We start from the raw sequence: 18,523 nt of genomic DNA, 5'->3' as shown, positions 1-18,523 counted from the left end.
GCGGAGTCAGATATCCAGCATGTACGGAACCTCGTCCTGAGCCCGCTCGCTCATCCACTCCCGCAGCGCCTTAGTCGCCAGCACATCATCCTCGTTGTATCGCAACAACCGTTCCCGCTGCCCGTCGTCAGGAACCGCCCCGTCCATCCCGACCGCGTCCCGGTACCACCGCATCGAAGCCTCGCCCCCGGCCTCCGGGTCCCGCCAGGCGAACCCGGCCACCGGAGCGATCACCTTCAACCCCTTGCCCCGCGAGCACAGGAACTGATCCGTGACACTGCGGAACAGATCCACCCACTCATCAGAATCCACAAAGGACTGCACGGCCCGCTTCTCCGGCACCCCGGAATACTCCCCGAACCGATCCACCGACCCGAACAGCCACCGGTTCTCCGCGAGCGCGTTGTAGCAATACGCCCGGAAAGTCAGCCCCGCGGCGAGAGTCCGCGCACGAACATCCGTGAACCAAGCCCAGAACTCCGCGAACGACCGCGCCTCGTCCACCGTCGGCAACGGCTCCCAGGTCGCGAACGCCCGGTACCCCTGCGGCACCCCGATGTCCGCTCCGGACAGCAGCGTCCCCCACAGGTAAGCCCCGGCGTCGCCGAAACTTTCCATGTCCACGTCGACCTCGACGTCCGCGCGCGGCACCTCGATCCGCGGCGTCCGGCGCACCACGGTGAGATCCGCCAGCCACGCCCGGGCGAGCATGATCGCGTCGGAGAACGTGCCGCCCGTCCAGTTCATCGGCGGCGCTTCGGCGGCCGGATCCAGCGCGGCCAGCTTGTCTACAGTGGACACTCCGACGCGCCGCAGCTCGCCCGCGTCCTCGCCGCGCACCACCAGGCTCACGTCACGCGTCTCGGTGAGCACGACCTCGCAGGTGGCCCAGAACGGACACCGCCGGCACTCCAGCACTCGCGAAGGCGCGGCCAACGCTTCCGCGCCGGTGGCGGCTGCGGTCGCGACAGCGAGCCGGTCCTCGAAGCGCGCGTCGTACTCGTCCAGCGCGCTGCGGCCGCCCGGCCAGGTGCCCGCGGTGAGGTCGTGCCACACGACGACATCAGCGTCGAGACCGATCACCCCGCCGACCGCGCGTCCGCTGGCCGCCAGCTTGCGCGACTCCAGCATTCGCCGCAGATGCGCGAGCCGCAGCTGGTCTCGCGGCTGCGAGCGCACCTTGCGCAGTTCGTCCGGCGAACGACGCGCCGGGTCCAGCTCCGTCATCGCGGTGGTGGGCGCGCCCTGGCCCCGGTCGGTGATCCGGTGCCGGACCACCAGCACCGGCACGTATCCGTCGTCGACCCGCACGAGCAGGTCGATCCCGCCGCGCCGGTGCCCGACCGGATCGGCGGGCAGCAGCGCGCCCCAGATGTACTGCGCGGCATCGGCGAACGCCTGCTCGGTGAGCCGCACCCGCTCGCCAGCGGGCGCGGCGCGCGGCACTCGCGCCCACGTGGCATCCGGCCCCGAGGCCGCGACCAGCTGTTCGAGGATCTCCTCGCGGTGCGCGGTCGCGTCGTCGATGCGCTGCTGCGCCGTCGGATCCGGCGGCGGCAGCGGCACGTCGCGCATCGCCGGGTCGTGTTCCAGGTGCACCCGGCGGCGGCAACGGCTCACTGCTCCCGCGTCGAGCAACACCTCGTCTCCCATAGCGATCACAATAGATCGTGGGTACGACGTTCCCCGCGCGAGCCGACATGCCCGTCACGTCGGGGACCAGTAAGTTCATCCGGAGAAGGCGTGGGAGGTAACGGCCATGGCGCGCAAGGCCAAGCAAGACAAGGCCAAGCAGGACGAGGGTGAAGCCCGGATCACCCCGAAGAAGGCGAAGAACGCGGTCGCGGTGGCCAAGGTGCTCGGACCGGCGGTGCTGCCGGTGCTCGCGCCGTACGCGGTCCGCGCGGCGGGCGCGGCGCGGGAGGCGTACGACCGCTACCAGGCCCGCAAGCTGGGCGTCGCCGTCGACCAGCTCGGCGAGTACACCGGCCGCGGCGCGGCGCTGCACGCCCGGATCGCGGGACTCGTGCAGGGCCTCGGCGAGCTGAAGAAGTCGGCGAAGGCGACCGAGCAGGACCAGAAGTTCGCCGCCGAGACGCAGTCGACGCTGGAGCAGCTGTCGGCCACGGTGCGCGCCGCCGAGCGCATGCCCGCGGCTCGGCGCAAGGCCGCGCACCGCGCGGTGACCGGCGAACTCGAGCGGCTCGAAGACCAGCTGCTGCACCGCTTGGGCATCTGAAAAACGGCGACGGGCCCCTTGAGCGAACTCAAGGGGCCCGTTCCGCTGTCGAGAAGCGCTACTTGATGAAGCCCTTCTCGAGCATCCAGTCGTGCGCGACGGTGCCGGCGTCCTTGCCGTCCACGTCGACCTTCTTGCACAGCTCGACCATCTGCTTGTTGTCGAGCGCCGCCGCCACCTTCTCCAGCGGACCGCGGATCTCCGGATACTTGTCCAGGAACTCCGTGCGCAGCGTCGCCGCGGCGTTGTACTGCGGGAACGCCTTCTTGTCGTCCTCCAGCACGCGCAGGTTCAGCCCGGAGATCCGGCCGTCGGTGGTGAACACCTCGCCGACCGGGCAGGTGCCGTTGGCCACCGCCGAATAGATGGTGCCGATCCCGAAGTTCTCGATCTTCGGGTTCTTGAACCCGTACGCCTTGACCGCCGCCGGGAACCCGTCCTGGCGGCTGGTGAACTCCGTCTCCAGGCAGAACCGGTTCTGGTCCGGATGCGTGGTGAGGAATTTCGCCAGGTCCGAGGTGGACTTGAGGTTGTTCTTCGCCGCGTACGCCTCGGTGGTGGCGAACGCGTACTGGTCGTTCAGCGGCGAGTACTTCAGCCAGGTGACGCCGTACTTCTCCGCGTCGGCCTTCGCCGTGGCGTCGTACTGCGCCTTCTCCCCGCCCGGAACCGGCAGCTCGTTGCCCTGGTAGTTGATCCAGCCGGTGCCGGTGTACTCCCAGGTCACGTCGGTCTGCCCGTTGAGCAGCGCCTGCCGGGACGAGTTCGACCCCTTGATGTCGGTGAGGTCGATGACGTCCATGCCCGCCGCGCTCAGCGCCATCTCGGCCATGTAGCCGAGGATGATGTTCTCGGTGAAGTCCTTCGACCCGACGACCACCCGCTGGCCTTCGAGCGACGGGATCGGCCGGATCGAGCCCGGTTCGATCTTGAACGGGATCGAGGTGTTGACGTCGAGCCCGCACGCCGAGAGCGTCCCGGCGAGCAGGGCGGCGCCGACCAGCGCGCCCGCCTTCTTCAGGACGTTCATCAGCGCAGTCCCTTCGGTCCGAAGTACTGCTCGGCGACCGCGCCCAGCCAGTCCACCAGCAGCGCCAGCGCGACGGCCAGCACCGAACCGGTGATCAGCACCTTCGTGAGGTTGAGCTTGTAGCCGGTGTCGATCAGGAGCCCGAACCCGCCCGCGTTGACGAACATGCCGAACGTCGCGGTCCCGACCGCCAGCACGAGCGACGTGCGCAGGCCGGCCAGGATCAGCGGGACGGCGAGCGGGAATTCCACCCGCCACAGCACCTTCTGCGCGGACATCCCGATGCCGCGGCCGGCGTCGATCAGCGACGGGTCCACCTGCTGGATGCCGACCATCGTGTTGCGCAGCACCGGGAGCAGCGAATAGAACGCCAGCGGCAGCGCCGCGACCCAGAGCCCGCCGACCGCGCCGGTGAAGATGAACCACAGCACCAGCACGCCGAGGGCGGGCGCGGCCTGCCCGATGTTCGCGATCGCCAGGAAGATCGGCGCGAGCCACTTCGCCCACGGCCGGGTCACGATGATCCCGAGCGGCACCGCCACCAGCACCACGATCGCGGTGACCACGACGGTCATCGCCAAGTGGTCGCGCAGCGCGGTGAGCAGCGACTCCGCGTTCAGAGTTTCCTTTTCGGTCGCGGTGAGCCCGCTGGCGAACACCCAGATCAGCGTCACCGCGACGATCAGCACGACGACGACGGGCTGCGCGAACAGCCGGACGCGTTCCGCGCGGCGGGAGCCTGATTCGGTACTGAAACCGGTATCGACGGCAGCGGTCATGCCGTGGCCCCGTCCTCGTCGACGTGGTCGTCGGCGTGCTCGTCGCGCAGCTGCTGGATCGTCGCGATGACCGTGTCCAGCTTGATCGTGCCCGCGTATTCGCCGCGCGCGCCGGTGACCGGCACCGAACCGCCTTCGGCGAGCATCGCCTCGAGCGCGTCCTGCAGGGTCGACTGGAGGCTCACGATGTCGCGCAGCGGCTTGCCGACCGAACCCAGCGACGTGGCGTTGGTCAGCTCGCGCACGTGCACCCAGCGGATCGGCCGCCGCCGCTGGTCGAGCACCAGCGCGAACGGCTTGCGCGATTTGCTCAGCTTCTCCCGCACGTCGGCGGGCGCTTCGTCGATCGTCGTGGTGAGCGCGTCCTGCTGCAGCTCGACGTCGCGCACCCGCAGCAGGGTCAGCTGCTTGAGCGAAGCGCCGGCGCCCACGAAACCGGCGACCGTGTCGTCCGCCGGGTTCGCCAGGATCGACTCCGGCGTGTCGTACTGCAGGATCTTCGACTGGTTGCCGAGCACCGCGATCCGGTCGCCGAGCTTGACCGCCTCGTCGAAGTCGTGCGTGACGAAGACGATCGTCTTCTTCAGGTCGGTCTGCAGCCGCAGCAGTTCGTCCTGCAGGTTGCCGCGGGTGATCGGGTCGACCGCGCCGAACGGCTCGTCCATCAGCAGCACCGGCGGGTCGGCGGCGAGCGCGCGGGCCACGCCGACGCGCTGCTGCTGGCCGCCGGACAGCTGGCGCGGGTAGCGGTCGCGGAAGTCGGCCGGGTCGAGCCCGACCAGGTCCATCATCTCCTCGACCCGCGCGGTCACCTTCTTCTTGTCCCAGCCGAGCAGGCCGGGCACGACGGCGATGTTCTGCGCGACGGTGAAGTGCGGGAACAGCCCGGCCTGCTGGATCGCGTAGCCGATCTGGCGGCGCAGGGTGTCCACGTCGAGCTTCAGCGCGTCCTGCCCGCCGATGGTGATCCGGCCGGACGACGGCTCGATCAGCCGGTTGATCATCCGCATCGTGGTGGTCTTGCCGCAGCCGGACGGGCCGACGAACACCACGATCTTGCCCGCGGGCACGACCATCGAGAAGTCGTCGACCGCGGGGGCGCGGGTGCCGGAGTAACGCTTGGTGACGTGGTCCAGTTCGATCTCGACGCCGGAGACGTTTTCTTCTTCGGTCGCAGTGTGCTCAGCCACGGACACCCCTAGAAATGGTGAATCGCTTGATCAGGACGTAGATGCCGTCGAGCACCAGCGCGAGGACGACCACGCCGATGGTGCCGGTGAGGGCCTGGTTGAGGGAGTTCGTGCTCCCGGCGTTGGTGAGGCCGGAGAAGACCTCCGCGCCGAGGCCGGGGCCCTTGGCGTAGGCCGCGATCACCGCGATGCCCATGAGCATCTGCGTGGCGACCCGCATGCCGGTGAGGATCGCCGGCCAGGCCAGCCGCAGTTCGACCCGGGTGAGCACGGAAAGCCTGCTCATCCCGATGCCGCGGGCGGCGTCGGTGATCGCCGGGTCGACCGCGTCGAGGCCGACGATCGTGTTGCGGACGATGGGCAGCAGGCCGTACAGCACGAGCGCGATCACCGCGGTGGTCGAGCCGAGGCCCGAGAGCGGGATCAGAAGACCCAGCAGGGCGAACGACGGGACGGTGAGGATCGTGCTGGCCAGTGCCGTGGCGACTGCGGAGCCGATGGGGCTGCGATAGACGGCGATGCCGATCAGCACGCCCAGGATCGCGGCGAGGATCGTGCACTGCACCACCATGCTGGTGTGCAGCCACGCCTGGAGCAGCAGCCTTCCCCACCGGTCCGAGATGTACTCGAAGAGGTTCATCCGTATTCGTTCTCCCGCCAGCTTGCGAGCCCCGGACGTCACCCGTTCGGAGTAGCCCATCAATCGGCAGGGTGACTACCCGGAACGGATACGGTCGAAACCCCCACTTCTCGGTTGTGATTACCCACCGTTTCGCATCCCCGAGGGGTCGGCAACCGAAGCGAGGGGCCCCACCGGGCGGTTTTTACCGGATCGAGACCCGCCTACCTGGACGTTTTCCGCAGTTGCTCACCATTCGAGACGCTTCAGTCACCCACCGGAGTGCCGTTAAGCTGCCCGAATGAGCACCCCGGCCCGGCATCGCGGCGCACTCGCCGCTGTCCGTGGCGGGCTGCTCGCTCTGAGTTCGGCGTCACTCGCCGTCACCGCGCACGCGGCCGCCGACGGCGGGCTGCCGGATCCCGCGCTCACCCTGCTGCTGACGGGCCTGCTCGGCTGGACCGCCACCGCGCTCGCCGGCCGGGCCCGCGGACCGCTCGCCACGATCGCCGTGCTCGGCGGCGGACAGCTCGTCATGCACCTGGTGCTGACGACGCTCGGCGGGCACGACCCGAGCGGCGCGGCTGCCGCGCCGGACGGCTGGGCGATGACCGCGGCGCACGCCGTCGCGACCCTGCTCACCGCGCTGGTGCTGGCCCGGGCGGACGCGATGCTGCTTGCGGTGCTGCGCGTGGTGCGGGTGATTCTTCCGCTGCTGGTCCGGCCGTTGCCGGTTCCGGTGGCGGCGGCCGGGATCGCGCGGCCGCGTGCGGCTGGTGCGGTGCCGTTGCTGACGGTTGAGTTGCGGCGCGTGCGGGGGCGGCGCGGGCCGCCAGGGGGCTCCTGAACCCCTCGTGAGTGTTCAAGCCGGTTCTGCTCGGCTTTGCCGCTCACCACCCCTTCCCCCTTTTCCGGCGCAGGCTCTGCCTCCGCCGGCTCACCCCTGTTCAGGAGCAGTTGTGTCCCACCATGTCTTCCGTCGCGCCGGCGTGCTCGCCGCGACCGTCGCCGCCACCGGTCTGCTCGGCGCGGGCATCGCGTCCGCGCACGTGACCGCCAACGTCTACGGCGACCAGCCGGCCAAGGGCGGCTACGGCACGATCTTCTTCCGCGTCCCGAACGAGGACGCGAAGCTCGGCACGATCAAGGTCGAGGTCGACGTCAAACCGGAGTACGGCATCGGCAACTTCCGCACCAAGCCGATCCCCGGCTGGACCGCCGAGGTCACCAAGTCGAAGCTGCCCCAGCCGGTGACCACCGCGTCCGGCACGAAGATCACCGAGGCGGTCACGAAGGTCGTCTGGACCGCGCAGCCGGGCACGAAGATCGGCTCGACCGAGTTCCAGGAGTTCGAGGTCAGCGGCGGCCCGCTGCCGTCGAACGTCGACCAGCTCGAATTCCCCGCCGTCCAGACGTACGAGGGTGGCAAAGTGGTGGACTGGAACCAGCCCACCCCGCCCAGCGGCGAGGAGCCGGAGCACCCCGCCCCGACCATCAAGCTCGCCGCCGCCGAATCGTCGGAGCACGGCGGCCACACGCAGACCACGGCGGCCGGTGACAACGCCGAGGCCGCCTCGTCGTCGGACAACACGGCGCGCTGGCTCGGCGGGGCCGGCCTCGTGGTCGGCGCGCTCGGGCTCGGCGTCGGCGCGGGCGCGGTGCTGCGCTCCCGTCGTCCCGCCGCAGGAAAGACCGAAGGAACCAAGTAATGCGTAAAGCGCTTCTCGCGCTGGCGATTTCCGGGGTGGCCCTGCTAGGCACGGCCACCCCGGCGCTGGCGCACAACGTGCTGATCAACTCCGACCCGGCCAACGGCGCTTCCGTCGCCAAGGGCCCGGCGAAGGTCACGCTCACGTTCGACCAGTACGTGCAGAACGCCGACGTCAACCAGATCGCGGTGACCGGACCGGACGGCAGCCAGTGGGCCGAGGGTCCGGTGACGGTGGAGAACAACGTGCTGAGCGCGCCGCTGCGGCCGCTCGGCCCGGCGGGCAAGTACACCGTCGGCTACCGGGTCCTCTCCGCCGACGGGCACCCGGTGTCCGGCGAGATCCCGTTCACCCTCACCGCCGCGGGCAACGGCACCCCGGCGAAGGGCGACGCGGCCAAGGCGGCCGGGGCCCCGGCCCAGTCGGCTCCGGCCGATTCCTCGTCGTCGAGCGGCGTGCCGATCTGGGTGTGGATCGCCGGTGCGGTGGTGCTGCTCGCGATCGGCCTCACCGTCGCGCTGCGCACCGGCCGCGACCCCGGATCGGACAAGGCGGACCAGTGACGCGAGCCGAGACCACCTCCGCCGTCCGCTGGGCCACGCTCGCCTGCGTGGTCGTCGCGGGACTGCTGGGCGCGCTGATCGGCATCGCGCTCACCGCGTCCTCGCCCATTCCGGGCGTGGTGGAACCCAGCGAGGTGGTCTCGGCGGCCATCCCGATCGTGCGCGTGCTGCTGGACCTTTCGGCGGTCGCGACGATCGGGCTGGCCCTGTTGTCCGTGCTGGTCGGCTACGACCGGCCGAAGCTCACCGAACCGGTCATGCGCCGGGCCCGTCCCGCCGCCGTCGCCGCCGCGCTGATCTGGGCGGCGACCGCGGTGGTCGCGCTGATCCTGCAGACCGCGGAGTACAAGCCGGGCAGGAAGATGCTGACCGGCGGCGACATCGGCGGCTACATCGCCGACGTCGGCGCGGGCAAGGCGCTGGTGATCGTGGCGGTGCTCGCGCTGCTGCACGCCGCGCTCGGCTTCGTCGCGCTGCGCAAGGGCGAGAAGGTGCCCGCCGAGGTGCGGGTGGGCCTCGGCATGTTCGCGCTGCTGCCGTTGCCGGTCACCGGTCACGCGTCGAACTGGGCCTATCACGACTACACGATGATCTCGATGGAGTTGCACGTGATGAGCGCGGTCGCCTGGTGCGGCGGCCTCGGCGCGATGATCGTGCTCCTCGCCGCGAACCGGACGCTGCTCGCGCACGCGCTGCCGCGGTTCTCGAAACTGGCGACGCTTTGTCTGGTGCTGTCCGCGGTGACCGGTCTGTTCAACGGCGTCGTGGAAATCCTGGCGAATCCGACGATCGGCTTCTGGGCGGGCGTGTTCACCACGCCGTACGGCCAGCTGATGGTGCTGAAGGTGCTGTGCACCGGTGCGATCGCGCTGCTGGCGGCCAACTTGCGGTGGCGGCTGATGCCGCGCATCGTGCGACACCAGCGGACGGCGCTCGCGTCGTGGGCCACGCTGGAACTGACCGTGATGGGTCTCGCTTTCGGCTTCGCGGTGGTGCTCACCCGGGCCCCGGTCGCGGTGTCCTGACCGGCCGAAGTGACGGCGGGTAGCCGCAACTTGCACAATGGGACTAGCAGTACGCTGACTGGGGCGACCTGCCGGACCGAATTCTCGCTGCGCAGCGATACCCCGTCAGCCATCGTCGGGAAAGCGTTGAACGGTCATCTGCAGTCTGCGAATGCACGTGCAGAATCCCGCTCAACGGTATCTCGTCCACGCGGTGGCCGTCCGGCCGTCGCGAAGGTCCGCCAGCCGACGGCGGAGTTCAGCCCGCACCGGCGGATGACTGCGCAGAATCGGCAGCACGCTCGTCGTCAGCTTCAGCTCCCGCACCGCCCTGAGCACGGAAAACCCCGGCCAGGCCGTCACGTCGAATCCGTAGGCCGTGGCGAACTCCGCATACCGGGCAGGCGGGTCACCGAACCGTTCGCGGCCGACGGCGAGCGGCGTCAGATCCCATTCCGGCGGGCCGACGCAGGAGGAATCGAAATCGCACAGCACCGGGCCGTCCGGGCCGGGCAGCACGTTGCCCGGATGCGCGTCGCCGTGCACGAATCCCCTGGCCAGCGGGAAATCCAGGGCGTCGAGCCGGTCCTGCACCTCGGCGCAGCGCTCCAGCAGGAACCGCTGGTCGGCGTCGGCCAGTTCCTCGGCGTCGGCGACCCGGGCCTCGATCGAGCGCAGCGGTTCCCATTCGGGCAGGCCGTCCGGCGGCTGCAGGGCGTGCACCTGGCGCAGCAGTCCGGCGAGGTCGGCAGGCGTCGGCGGAGGCCCGGCGAACGGCACCAGATCCCAGACCGTGACCAGGTGTCCTTGCACGTCAAGCGGTTGCTCGACCCCGGCCAGCAGCCGGACCGCAGGCACGTCGTGCCGGGCGAAATGCTCGGCGACGCGCACGACCGTGCCGACGCGGTGGCGCAGCCGGGTGGACCCGACGATCCGCACGACGACCGGCGCCCCGTTCAGCGCGAAGACCGCGTTGTTGGTGAACCGCAGCAGGCGCGCGCCCGCCGGGTCGAAACCCAGCCGGGCGCACGTGGCGGCCAGCACCCGGCGCAGTTTCGCAGGGGTGAACCTGCCTTCGGGCAAAGCGAATCCGGTCGGCTCAGGCCGCGTAGAAGATCTTGAGCCGGTCGGCGAGGTCACGGGCGTCGGGGTTGTTGCTTCGCCGCTCGGCTTCCACCTGCAGGGGCCGCAACCGGTCCTTGACCCGCGCGGATTTGATGCTTTCCGCGCATTCGAGGGCCTTGCCGCCGATCTTCACGCCGTGGTCGATATCGCCCTCGAGCAGGTGATTCGTGGCGAGCGCGCTCAGCATGAACGCCTTGCTGCGCGCCATGTCGTCGGTGTAGGCGTCGACCGCGCGGCTCAGCGCCGGGATCGCGTACTTCGTGTGCTCGGGGTTCTTCATCGCCAGCACGGTGTGCACGGTGCCGGTCATCGCGTAGACGTCGGTCTCGTTGAAGAACTTGACCCACGATTCGGCCTTGGCCAGGTCGGCGCGGGCGAATTCGTCCTTGCACCGGCCGAGCAGCTTCACCGATTGCTCCTCGTTGCCCATCATCGCGTAGGCCCACGCCTCGTTGGCGCAGAGCACGGCGACGGCCAGCTCGGAACCGGATTCCTGCGCGGCGATCTGGCCGAGCTGGAACAGTTTCAGCGCGTCGTTCGCGGCGTCCTGGTGCAGGTAGACGCGGCCCATCCGGTACAGCACGTTCGCCACCAGGTGGTGGTCGCCGCCCTGTTTGGCCAGGTCGAGCGCCTGCGCGAAATGCCCGCGCGCGGAGTCCATCAGACCGGTGTCGAAGGACGTCCACCCGGCGAGGCTGTGCAGGTCCGCGATCGCGGTGAACAGCCGCGTCTTCACCTGCTCGGCCGCGCTGGAGTCGAGCATCTGCTGGCCCCACGACAGCTGCGCGACGACCGCGTCGCGGCAGAATCCGCCGCCGTACTGGTAATCGAGCGCGCGCAACGCTCTGGTCGCCGCCTCGACCTGGCGCACGTCGGTCGTCCCGATGCGCCCGGGGGCGGGAGTGCGCGCGGGCGCCTCCGACCACGTGCCGGATTCCGGACCGAACACCGCCGCACCCATCGTGACCTGGGCGGCGTGCGCGAGGAACCTCCGTCGCTTCACGGACTCGTCCTCCTCAGCCTGCCGGCCGTCGGACGCGCCGACGACCCGTATCGCCGTGGTCTCGTCATAGGCGAGACCCATGTATCCACGGGGGACACCCAGGCCGTCGGCGATTCTCGTGAGCACGTCGTAGGCCATGACCTGGCGACCCTTGAGGATCTCCGACACCTCGGACTGCGACTGGCCGGTCATCGCGGCGATCTGGCGCTGCGATACTCCGTGCTTGCGCAACAGCCGGTACACGGCGCTGACCTCGCGGGCGGCGAGCGCCTCCCGCATGTCGGGCTGTTCCCAGGCGTCGGCCGGAACCGGACCGCCTGACCGGGCGTCTGCGTGAGAGACTCCGGAACCACTGCCAGCACTGGCATCCATTGCCATTGCGCCCCCTCACCGTCTCCTGGGCGTCTGATCAGCACCCTAAGCACACGCGAGAACCTTGTGAAACGCGCGGACAGCCGGGTTGATCGGCAGGGCCGAACTCCGCTGACCGCTTACCGTGGAACGCGGTCCGGTCACCGCTATGACGCGGTTTCGACCTTCTCTCGCACCCGGTTTCACTTCACTGTAGTTGCCAGATCTCCGTCACTGCTCGGACACCCGCAGCGATCACGGAGAGCGATGGACCCGACGACACAGATCTGCCGGGACAGGTGCATCTCGCAAGATGCGCCGGCCCGGGACGAGAGAGCGTGGAGGGACAGTGGAGTTCGTGGATTCGCTCGGTGGAGGACACGCCGGGACCGCGGTGCGGTCCGCACGGCCGGCCGCACCGGGAATCACCACGGCACGCCCGGTGCCGCCTACTGTCGCTTCCGCTGTCGCCGCTTCGGTGTCCGCTGACCCGCGTACCGCGGGCGTGCGGCATTTCGAGGGCGGCCAGGTCGTGTGGCGCGTGCAGTGCGGAGATCTCATCAGCCGCGAGCGCGCCGTGACGGTGTTCGTCGAGGACGACGAGGTCGTCGTGGTGTCCCCGCCCGGGGAGACCGCCCGCCTCACGTCCGGCCAGCTCGGCCAGCTCCGGGCCGCGCTCAACGAAGCCGCCACGATGGCGGAAAGGTGACGGTGAGTTTCCCCATGGATCAGGTTCTCGGTCAGGTTCTCCGCAACGCCGTGTGGGAGCGCCTCGACATGCTGTCCGACCTGGCGGAACGCGCCGACGCCCCGTCGCTGGTCTCGGTCGCCCGCTCCGAACTGCCCCGGCTCGCCGAGGGCTGGCGCGCGATGCTGCAGGCGCACGAGCCCGACGAGCGCGGCGACTGCCCCACCTGCTCGACGCGCTGGCACCGCTGCAAGGCCCCGTGCTCGGTGTGGCAGGTGGCGCACGAGCACCTGGTCGCCGGCGGCCTGGCCCCGCAAGCGCTGTCCGCTGCCGCCGGGCACCGTCCGACCCGCCGCCGCGCCGCGGTTCCCACCGTGCCCGGCCAGAACCGGCGAGCCGAATCGGCCGCGGAGACCACCGGCAGGCACGCCCTGGTGAAGCCGCGTCCGGTCAGCGCCTGACCCCTCGGATGGGTGAGTCCGGGCGGATCACCCATTCGACCTCAACTGGCGAGCGCGCGGCGAGCCCGGTTGCCCCAACCGGCTCGGCCGCCCGGCATCCTCGCCCGGCCGAGGGCTGGTCCGTCCGTCCCCCCGAGCGAGACGGACCGCCCTCGGCCACCTCTAGTCCGCGAACGCGATTAATCGAAAAATGTCCGGCAGAACACCTAGCGGACGCAGTAATCGGACGCTAGGTTGAAGATCATCGCACCGGTGCCGCCGCGCCGGTCGCGACCCAGAACTCCGCGGGCCGGTGCCGTTGCACTCCCCTCCCCCGACCGGCACCGGCCCGCGGTTCCACTTCCCAGACCCGCCGCCGACTCCGAGTTCCGGAGCTCTGCGGCGGGTTTTGCGCGCTTACCGCTGGCCCGCTGGCAAGCGCGGGCACCACCGGCGTAAATAAGCGCAACACCGAGGCAAGCTCGCGAGAACTCTCGGTAACCTGTTACGGGGGTCTGTGCGTTCGAATTCGGCTGCGCGCCCAAGTGAATGTGTTGAGCGCGAAGAAGGGCCGGTATGTCGAATCCATTGGTCGCCGAAAAGCAGGACTCGACCTCCGCGATCTCCGGCATCTCGATCCTCGAGGCTGGCAAGGGCCTGAAGGACGGCATCGAGTCCGGCGACTGGGCGGCGACCGTGATGGGCGCGGTCGGGGTCGGCATGGAAGCGCTCGCCGCGGTGATGGACCCGTTCGGCGCGATCCTCGCCGCGGGTGTCGGCTGGCTGATCGAACACGTCGGCCCGCTCAAGGAAGCGCTGGACAAACTGGCCGGCGACCCGGACCAGGTGCACGCGTACTCCGAGACCTGGAAGAACGTCGCCAAAGAGGTCTCGTCGGTCTCCCAGGATCTGGCCGCACAGGTCAAAAAGGACATCGAGTCCTGGGAGGGCGGCAGCGCCGACGCCTACCGCAAGCAGGCCGAGGAGGTCGCCAAGACCCTCGAAGGCGCCGCGCAGGCCTGCGAAGGCGCGGGCAGCGGGGTGAAGACCGCGGGCGAGGTCGTCGGCGCGGTGCGGATGCTCGTGCGCGACATCATCGCCCAGGTCGTGGCGCACCTGATCTCGTGGGCGCTGCAGGTGCTGTTCACCCTCGGCATCGGGATGGCCTGGGTGGTGCCGCAGGTGGTCAACCTGGTGGCCAAGACCGCCAAGCAGATCGCCGAACTGGTCAAGAACCTCACCAAGGCGCTCAAGGAACTCGGCAAGCTCCTCACCAAGACCAAGGGCCTGTTCGAGAACGTCGCCAAGTCGATGAAGAGCATCAAGGGCGGCGGCAAGGAGGCCACGCACACGCCGAAGGAGATCAAGTCTCCCGGCGGCGGCTCCACCAAGCCTTCCGGCGCGAAGGACACCCCGAACGAAAAGGGCGGTGGCGGCGGCGAGAAACCGCCGCCCGCCAAGGACGAGTCCACCAATACCTCCGGCGCGCACGACGGTCCGCCGCCGGAGAACAAGGGCGGCGGGAACCACGAGCCGCCCCCGCGCGAACCCGCGAAGGACGAGGCGCAGGGCAACGGCGGCGCCGAGGGCGGCGCGAACAAGAACGAACGCGGCGGGAACGAGCAGCCCGACCCGGCGAAGGACAAGACCGAGGCGTCCAACGCCAAGCAGGAGGGCGACGCCGATCCGCCTTGCCTGACCGACCCGGTCGTCATCTCCACCGGCGAGGTGCTCGTCGAGGACTACGACCTCGAACTGCCGGACCTGCTGATGCGGCGGACGCATCGGTCGTCGTATCGCTCCGGGCGCTGGTTCGGTTCGACCTGGTCGTCCACTGTGGACCAACGGCTCGAGTTCGGCGAGGAGTACATCCGGTACTACGGGCCGGAAGGGGTCACCCTCTATTACCCGCTGCCAGCCGGGGACGAGCCGGTGCTGCCGACGGAAGGCGCGCGCTGGCCGCTCACCAGGCACGCCGACGGCAGCTGCACCATCGACCAGGTGCGTCCGGACCGGACGATGCGGTTTTCCGGCGAGGGCAAGGCCTTCCCGCTGCGCTCGATCGAGGACGCCGACGGCGCGCGGACCGAACTGTCCTATGCCGACTCCGGCGCGCCGGCGCTGCTCACGCATTCCAGCGGGATCCAGGTCGGCTTCCGCACCGACGGGCACCGCGTCACCGAACTGCGGATGATCGGCGACGGCCCGGCTCCGGACGTCGTCGTGCGCAGTTACCGCTACAACTACCGCGGCCACCTCTCCGAGGTCATCAACTCCTCGGGCACCGCGATGCGCTACACCTACGATCCCGACGGCCGGGTCACGAGCTGGGAAGACCGCAACGGGGTCGCCTACCGCTACGTCTACGACGCCGAAGGCCGCTGCGTGCGCACCGAGGGCGATCAGGGCTTCTACAGCGGCGCGTTCGAGTTCCGCCCCGAAACCCGCATCACCCGGTTCACCGATTCCCTCGGCCACACCTCGGAATACGAGTACAACCTCGAGGGACGGCCGGTCCGGGAGACCGATCCGCTGGGCAACGTGACGCGCTCCGAATGGGACCGCTACGGAAATCTCCTCCGCCGGGTCGATCCGCTCGGCCGGGTCACCGAGTACACCTACGACGAGGACGGCACGCCGCTCACCATCGCCCGTCCCGACGGCAGTCTCGCCGAACTGGAGCACGACGGCGTCGAATTGGCTTCGATCACGGTGCACGGCAGCGGACGGATCTGGCAGCGCCGGTACGACCAGCCCGCCGTGCCTGAGCTGCCGGGCTTCCTGGGCGAAGCCGAGGTCTCCGACGAGGAGCTGGACCAGTTCGGCCGGCCGCGCACCGCTCCTGAGGTCGGCGGCGGGCGCGTGCAGCTGGGCTGGACTGTCGACGGCAAACCCGCCTCGCGCGTCGGCGTGCGCCGCGAGCGCGCGATGTGGCGGTACGACCGCGAGGGCAACGAGATCGAGCACGTCGACGAACTCGGCCGGGCGACCAAGCGCGAGTACGGGCCGTTCGACATGGTCACCGCGGTCGTCGACCCCTCCGGCGCGCGCACCAGCTACACCTACGACACCGAGCTGCGGCTGACGTCGGTGACCGATCCGCTGAACCGCACCTGGACCTACACCTACGACCCGCTCGGCAGGCTCGTCGCGCAGACCGATTTCGACGGCCGGACCCGGACCTACGCCTACGACGCGGCCGGGCAGACCGTCGCCGTGACCGAGCCGGACGGTTCAGTCACCGAGAACGAGTACGACCTGCTCGGCAACCGGGTCGAGATCCGCGGCCCGCACCGGACCGTGCGCTACGCGTACGACCCGGTCGGCAACGTCGTGCGCGCGGAGTCCGCGGACTCGGTGGTGGAGTTCGACCGCGACCTGTACGGCCGGGTCGTCCGCGAGGCGATCGACGGCGTCGAGGTGCACTTCGCCTACGACGAGGAGAGCCAGACCATCCGCCGCCGCACGCCGTCCGGTGCGGAAAGCCTGTGGACGTTCGACGAGGAAGACCGGCCGGTTTCGCTGGCCACCGCCGGGCACACCGTGCGCTACCGGCTGGACGACGAGGGCCGCGTGCTCGCCCGCGACACCGACGGGGTCAGCACCCTGCAGCAGGCGTTCGGCCCGCGCGGGCTGGTCACCGCGCAGCAGGTTTCCCGTGGAACATCCCCGGTGCGGCGGCGCGGTCTCGAGTACTACGCGGACGGCAGCCTCGCCGCGGTGCAGGACAGCCTTGCCGGGAAGACCGCCTACACGCGGGACCCGGCCGGACGCGTGGTCACGGTGTCCTCCGCGGCGGGCACGGAAGAGCTGCGCTACAACCCGGCCGGCGAACTGACCGCCTGGTCGGGCAGCTCCGGCCTGTCCGCCGACTACGACGCCCTCGGCCGCCGGATCCGGCACCGCGAGGTGCATCCGGGCGGCGTGCGGGTGTGGGAGTACTCGTGGACCGGCGAACTGCTCACCGGCCTGCGCACGCCGGACGGCGCGCAATGGCGCTACCGGTACGACCCGCTCGGCCGCCGGATCGCCAAGGAGCGCCTGCTGGCCGACGGCTCCGTCGCGGAATCGACCCGGTTCGTGTGGGACGGCTTCGTGCTCATCGAACAGGAGCACACCGACCCGGCCGGGGTGCGCCGGACGACCACCTGGGAACGCAGGCCGGGCAGCGACGAACCGGTCACCCAGTTCGAACGCGGCCCCGGCGGCGACCGGTTCGCGTCCGTGGTCACCGACGCGATCGGCACCCCGACCGAACTGATCGACGAGCACGGCGGTCTCGCCTGGAGCGCTCGGCGTTCGCTGTGGGGCAAGGTCCAGCCCGGCGGTATCCCGCTGCAGTTCCCCGGCCAGTACGCGGACGCCGAATCCGGCTTGCACTACAACGTTTTCCGCTACTACGACCCGGCCGTCGCCCGGTACATCAGCCAGGACCCGCTGGGACTGGAGGGCGGGCCGAACCCGAGCAACTACGTTCCCGACCCGTTCGCCGCCACCGACGTGCTCGGCCTCAAATGCGGCGACAAGGGCAAAGGCAAGGACACCGACCCGCCGCCCGCGGACTCCACCGCCAAGCACAACTCCGACAACGGCGGCGGGAGCACCAGTTCCGCCTCGGCCGACAAGGGCAAAGGCAAGGCCGACAACAAGCGCAAGCGCGACAAGGACGACGACGGTTCCGCCGACAAGGGGGACGCGAAGAAAAAGAAGGAAGACGTCTGGAACCGGATGGCGTGGAACTCAGACGCCAAGAACGCGCGCAAGAACCAGATCGGCGACAAAAACGATCCGTTCCACAAGGCCGGAAGCGACGTCGCCCAGCGGCACATCATCTCGTTCCAGAAGATGCGCGACGGCTTGAAGAACTGGGTGCACGAGCAGCCGACCGAGAAACAAAGCGCGCTGACCAAGAAGTACGCCGAGGAAGAACTGCCGAAGCTGCACAACCAGCCCAAGAACCTGCCGCTCGGCCCGCAGCACACCAACGCCGGGATCGGCGGCGTCTCCACCCGGATCGACAAAATCGAGGACGGGGTCGCGGGCAAGATCAAGGTGGGCAAGAACGACAAGATCACCACCGAGAAGCCGAAGTGGCCGAGCGAATCCCTTGACAAGACCGGCGGCTATGCCACCAGGGAACACCCGACCCTCAACAAGCATTCGACCCCGATCGGCCAGCAGGCGGACCGCATCACCGATCCGAAGGAGATGAACCGGGCCACCCGGGACATCGGCGACAGCGCGGACTTCGACTGGCCCGGCGGCGACAAAGCGGGGAAGGAATTCAAGGAGTGGCACAAGTCCTTCAACGAATTCACTGACCTCAAGGAAAACCCGAAGAACTACACGCAGAAAGACGTGGACGGCATCATCGACCGTTTCCACAATCTGCCCCAGCCGTCCGGGCGGCATCCCACGATCGACGAGTTCAACAAGGCCCCGGACGGCCACCCGCACCGGTTCGACGACAAGGGCAAGCCGGTCGACATCAACTCCGACCCGCACCCCGACTGGAAGCGCCCGGACAAGCCGCTCGACGGCAACGACATGCGCACCGAGTGGGGCAACCGGAACGCGCAGGGCAAGGGGCCGACCCAGAAGGACTGGAACGACCTCGAGAACGGGAAGTACGACCCGAAGGAGTGGAGCGACCCCGAGAAGAAGAAGTATCTGGACGGGGTCGGCGAGCCCAGCAAAGCAGACATAGAAAAGGCGGCCAAGGAGCACGCGGACACGGCCGCCGAGTGGGTGGAGAACGCGCAGAAGAACGCGAAGAAGTAACC

15 protein-coding genes are annotated in these 18,523 nt (G+C 69.5%); 8 read left to right on the top strand and 7 right to left on the bottom strand.

Annotated elements, in window-relative coordinates:
- Positions 1–6: 6 nt before the first annotated feature.
- Positions 7–1,653, bottom strand: a complete 1,647-nt coding sequence (locus tag ABZX37_RS04995; RefSeq protein ID WP_354736086.1) for a TM0106 family RecB-like putative nuclease — start codon at positions 1,651–1,653, stop codon at positions 7–9.
- Positions 1,654–1,759: 106 nt separating this feature from the next.
- Here ABZX37_RS04995 and ABZX37_RS04990 point away from each other — a divergent pair, with 106 nt between their 5' ends.
- Positions 1,760–2,239, top strand: coding sequence for a DUF6474 family protein (locus ABZX37_RS04990; RefSeq protein ID WP_344282073.1), 480 nt, complete (start codon positions 1,760–1,762; stop codon positions 2,237–2,239).
- Positions 2,240–2,297: 58 nt separating this feature from the next.
- Here ABZX37_RS04990 and ABZX37_RS04985 read toward each other — a convergent pair whose 3' ends face one another.
- The 4 genes from ABZX37_RS04985 to ABZX37_RS04970 are packed head-to-tail and all read right to left on the bottom strand — an operon-like array spanning position 2,298 to position 5,878.
- On the bottom strand, positions 2,298–3,269 hold the full coding sequence (locus ABZX37_RS04985) for a glycine betaine ABC transporter substrate-binding protein (RefSeq protein ID WP_354736084.1): 972 nt from the start codon (positions 3,267–3,269) through the stop codon (positions 2,298–2,300).
- Positions 3,269–4,048 carry an ABC transporter permease gene (locus ABZX37_RS04980; RefSeq protein WP_354736083.1) on the bottom strand — a complete coding sequence of 260 codons (780 nt, stop codon included), beginning with the start codon at positions 4,046–4,048 and terminating at the stop codon, positions 3,269–3,271. The genes ABZX37_RS04985 and ABZX37_RS04980 overlap by 1 nt, the downstream gene beginning before the upstream one ends.
- Entirely contained in the window at positions 4,045–5,244 is a 1,200-nt protein-coding gene (locus ABZX37_RS04975; RefSeq protein WP_354736081.1) for an ABC transporter ATP-binding protein, read from the bottom strand. The genes ABZX37_RS04980 and ABZX37_RS04975 overlap by 4 nt, the downstream gene beginning before the upstream one ends.
- On the bottom strand, positions 5,231–5,878 hold the full coding sequence (locus ABZX37_RS04970; protein WP_354736211.1) for an ABC transporter permease: 648 nt from the start codon (positions 5,876–5,878) through the stop codon (positions 5,231–5,233). The genes ABZX37_RS04975 and ABZX37_RS04970 overlap by 14 nt, the downstream gene beginning before the upstream one ends.
- Before the next feature lie 280 nt (positions 5,879–6,158).
- Here ABZX37_RS04970 and ABZX37_RS04965 point away from each other — a divergent pair, with 280 nt between their 5' ends.
- The 4 genes from ABZX37_RS04965 (at position 6,159) to ABZX37_RS04950 (ending at position 9,154) form a co-directional block, all read left to right on the top strand.
- Positions 6,159–6,704 (top strand): hypothetical protein, encoded by a 546-nt coding sequence (locus tag ABZX37_RS04965; RefSeq protein WP_354736079.1) that lies wholly within the window; start codon positions 6,159–6,161, stop codon positions 6,702–6,704.
- 112 nt (positions 6,705–6,816) lie between these two features.
- On the top strand, positions 6,817–7,566 hold the full coding sequence (locus tag ABZX37_RS04960) for a YcnI family protein (RefSeq protein WP_354736077.1): 750 nt from the start codon (positions 6,817–6,819) through the stop codon (positions 7,564–7,566).
- Positions 7,566–8,129, top strand: a complete 564-nt coding sequence (locus ABZX37_RS04955) for a copper resistance CopC family protein (RefSeq protein ID WP_354736076.1) — start codon at positions 7,566–7,568, stop codon at positions 8,127–8,129. Before ABZX37_RS04960 ends, ABZX37_RS04955 begins: the two co-directional genes overlap by 1 nt.
- Positions 8,126–9,154 (top strand): CopD family protein, encoded by a 1,029-nt coding sequence (locus tag ABZX37_RS04950; protein ID WP_354736074.1) that lies wholly within the window; start codon positions 8,126–8,128, stop codon positions 9,152–9,154. Before ABZX37_RS04955 ends, ABZX37_RS04950 begins: the two co-directional genes overlap by 4 nt.
- 171 nt (positions 9,155–9,325) lie before the next feature.
- Here the strand turns inward: ABZX37_RS04950 and ABZX37_RS04945 are convergent, their stop codons facing one another.
- Both ABZX37_RS04945 and ABZX37_RS04940 read right to left on the bottom strand, forming a co-directional pair.
- Entirely contained in the window at positions 9,326–10,216 is an 891-nt protein-coding gene (locus ABZX37_RS04945) for an aminoglycoside phosphotransferase family protein (protein ID WP_354736072.1), read from the bottom strand.
- Between the two features lie 16 nt (positions 10,217–10,232).
- The gene (locus tag ABZX37_RS04940) at positions 10,233–11,633 is read right to left on the bottom strand and encodes a helix-turn-helix transcriptional regulator (RefSeq protein WP_354736070.1); all 1,401 of its coding nucleotides are present in this window, start codon (positions 11,631–11,633) and stop codon (positions 10,233–10,235) included.
- Between the two features lie 328 nt (positions 11,634–11,961).
- On the opposite strand from ABZX37_RS04940, the gene ABZX37_RS04935 reads away from it, so the two are divergent.
- The 3 genes from ABZX37_RS04935 (at position 11,962) to ABZX37_RS04925 (ending at position 18,521) form a co-directional block, all read left to right on the top strand.
- Positions 11,962–12,321, top strand: coding sequence for a hypothetical protein (locus tag ABZX37_RS04935; RefSeq protein WP_354736068.1), 360 nt, complete (start codon positions 11,962–11,964; stop codon positions 12,319–12,321).
- A 14-nt stretch (positions 12,322–12,335) separates the two neighbouring features.
- Positions 12,336–12,761: a hypothetical protein gene (locus ABZX37_RS04930; protein WP_354736066.1), complete on the top strand. Its 426-nt coding sequence runs from the start codon at positions 12,336–12,338 to the stop codon at positions 12,759–12,761.
- Between the two features lie 555 nt (positions 12,762–13,316).
- Positions 13,317–18,521 (top strand): RHS repeat-associated core domain-containing protein, encoded by a 5,205-nt coding sequence (locus ABZX37_RS04925; RefSeq protein WP_354736064.1) that lies wholly within the window; start codon positions 13,317–13,319, stop codon positions 18,519–18,521.
- The last annotated feature ends 2 nt before the right edge of the window (positions 18,522–18,523 follow it).

The sequence above is a fragment of the Amycolatopsis sp. NPDC004079 genome, assembly GCF_040610415.1.
GTDB lineage: Bacteria > Actinomycetota > Actinomycetes > Mycobacteriales > Pseudonocardiaceae > Amycolatopsis > Amycolatopsis halotolerans.
This window is presented reverse-complemented; position numbering and strand designations above follow the sequence as displayed.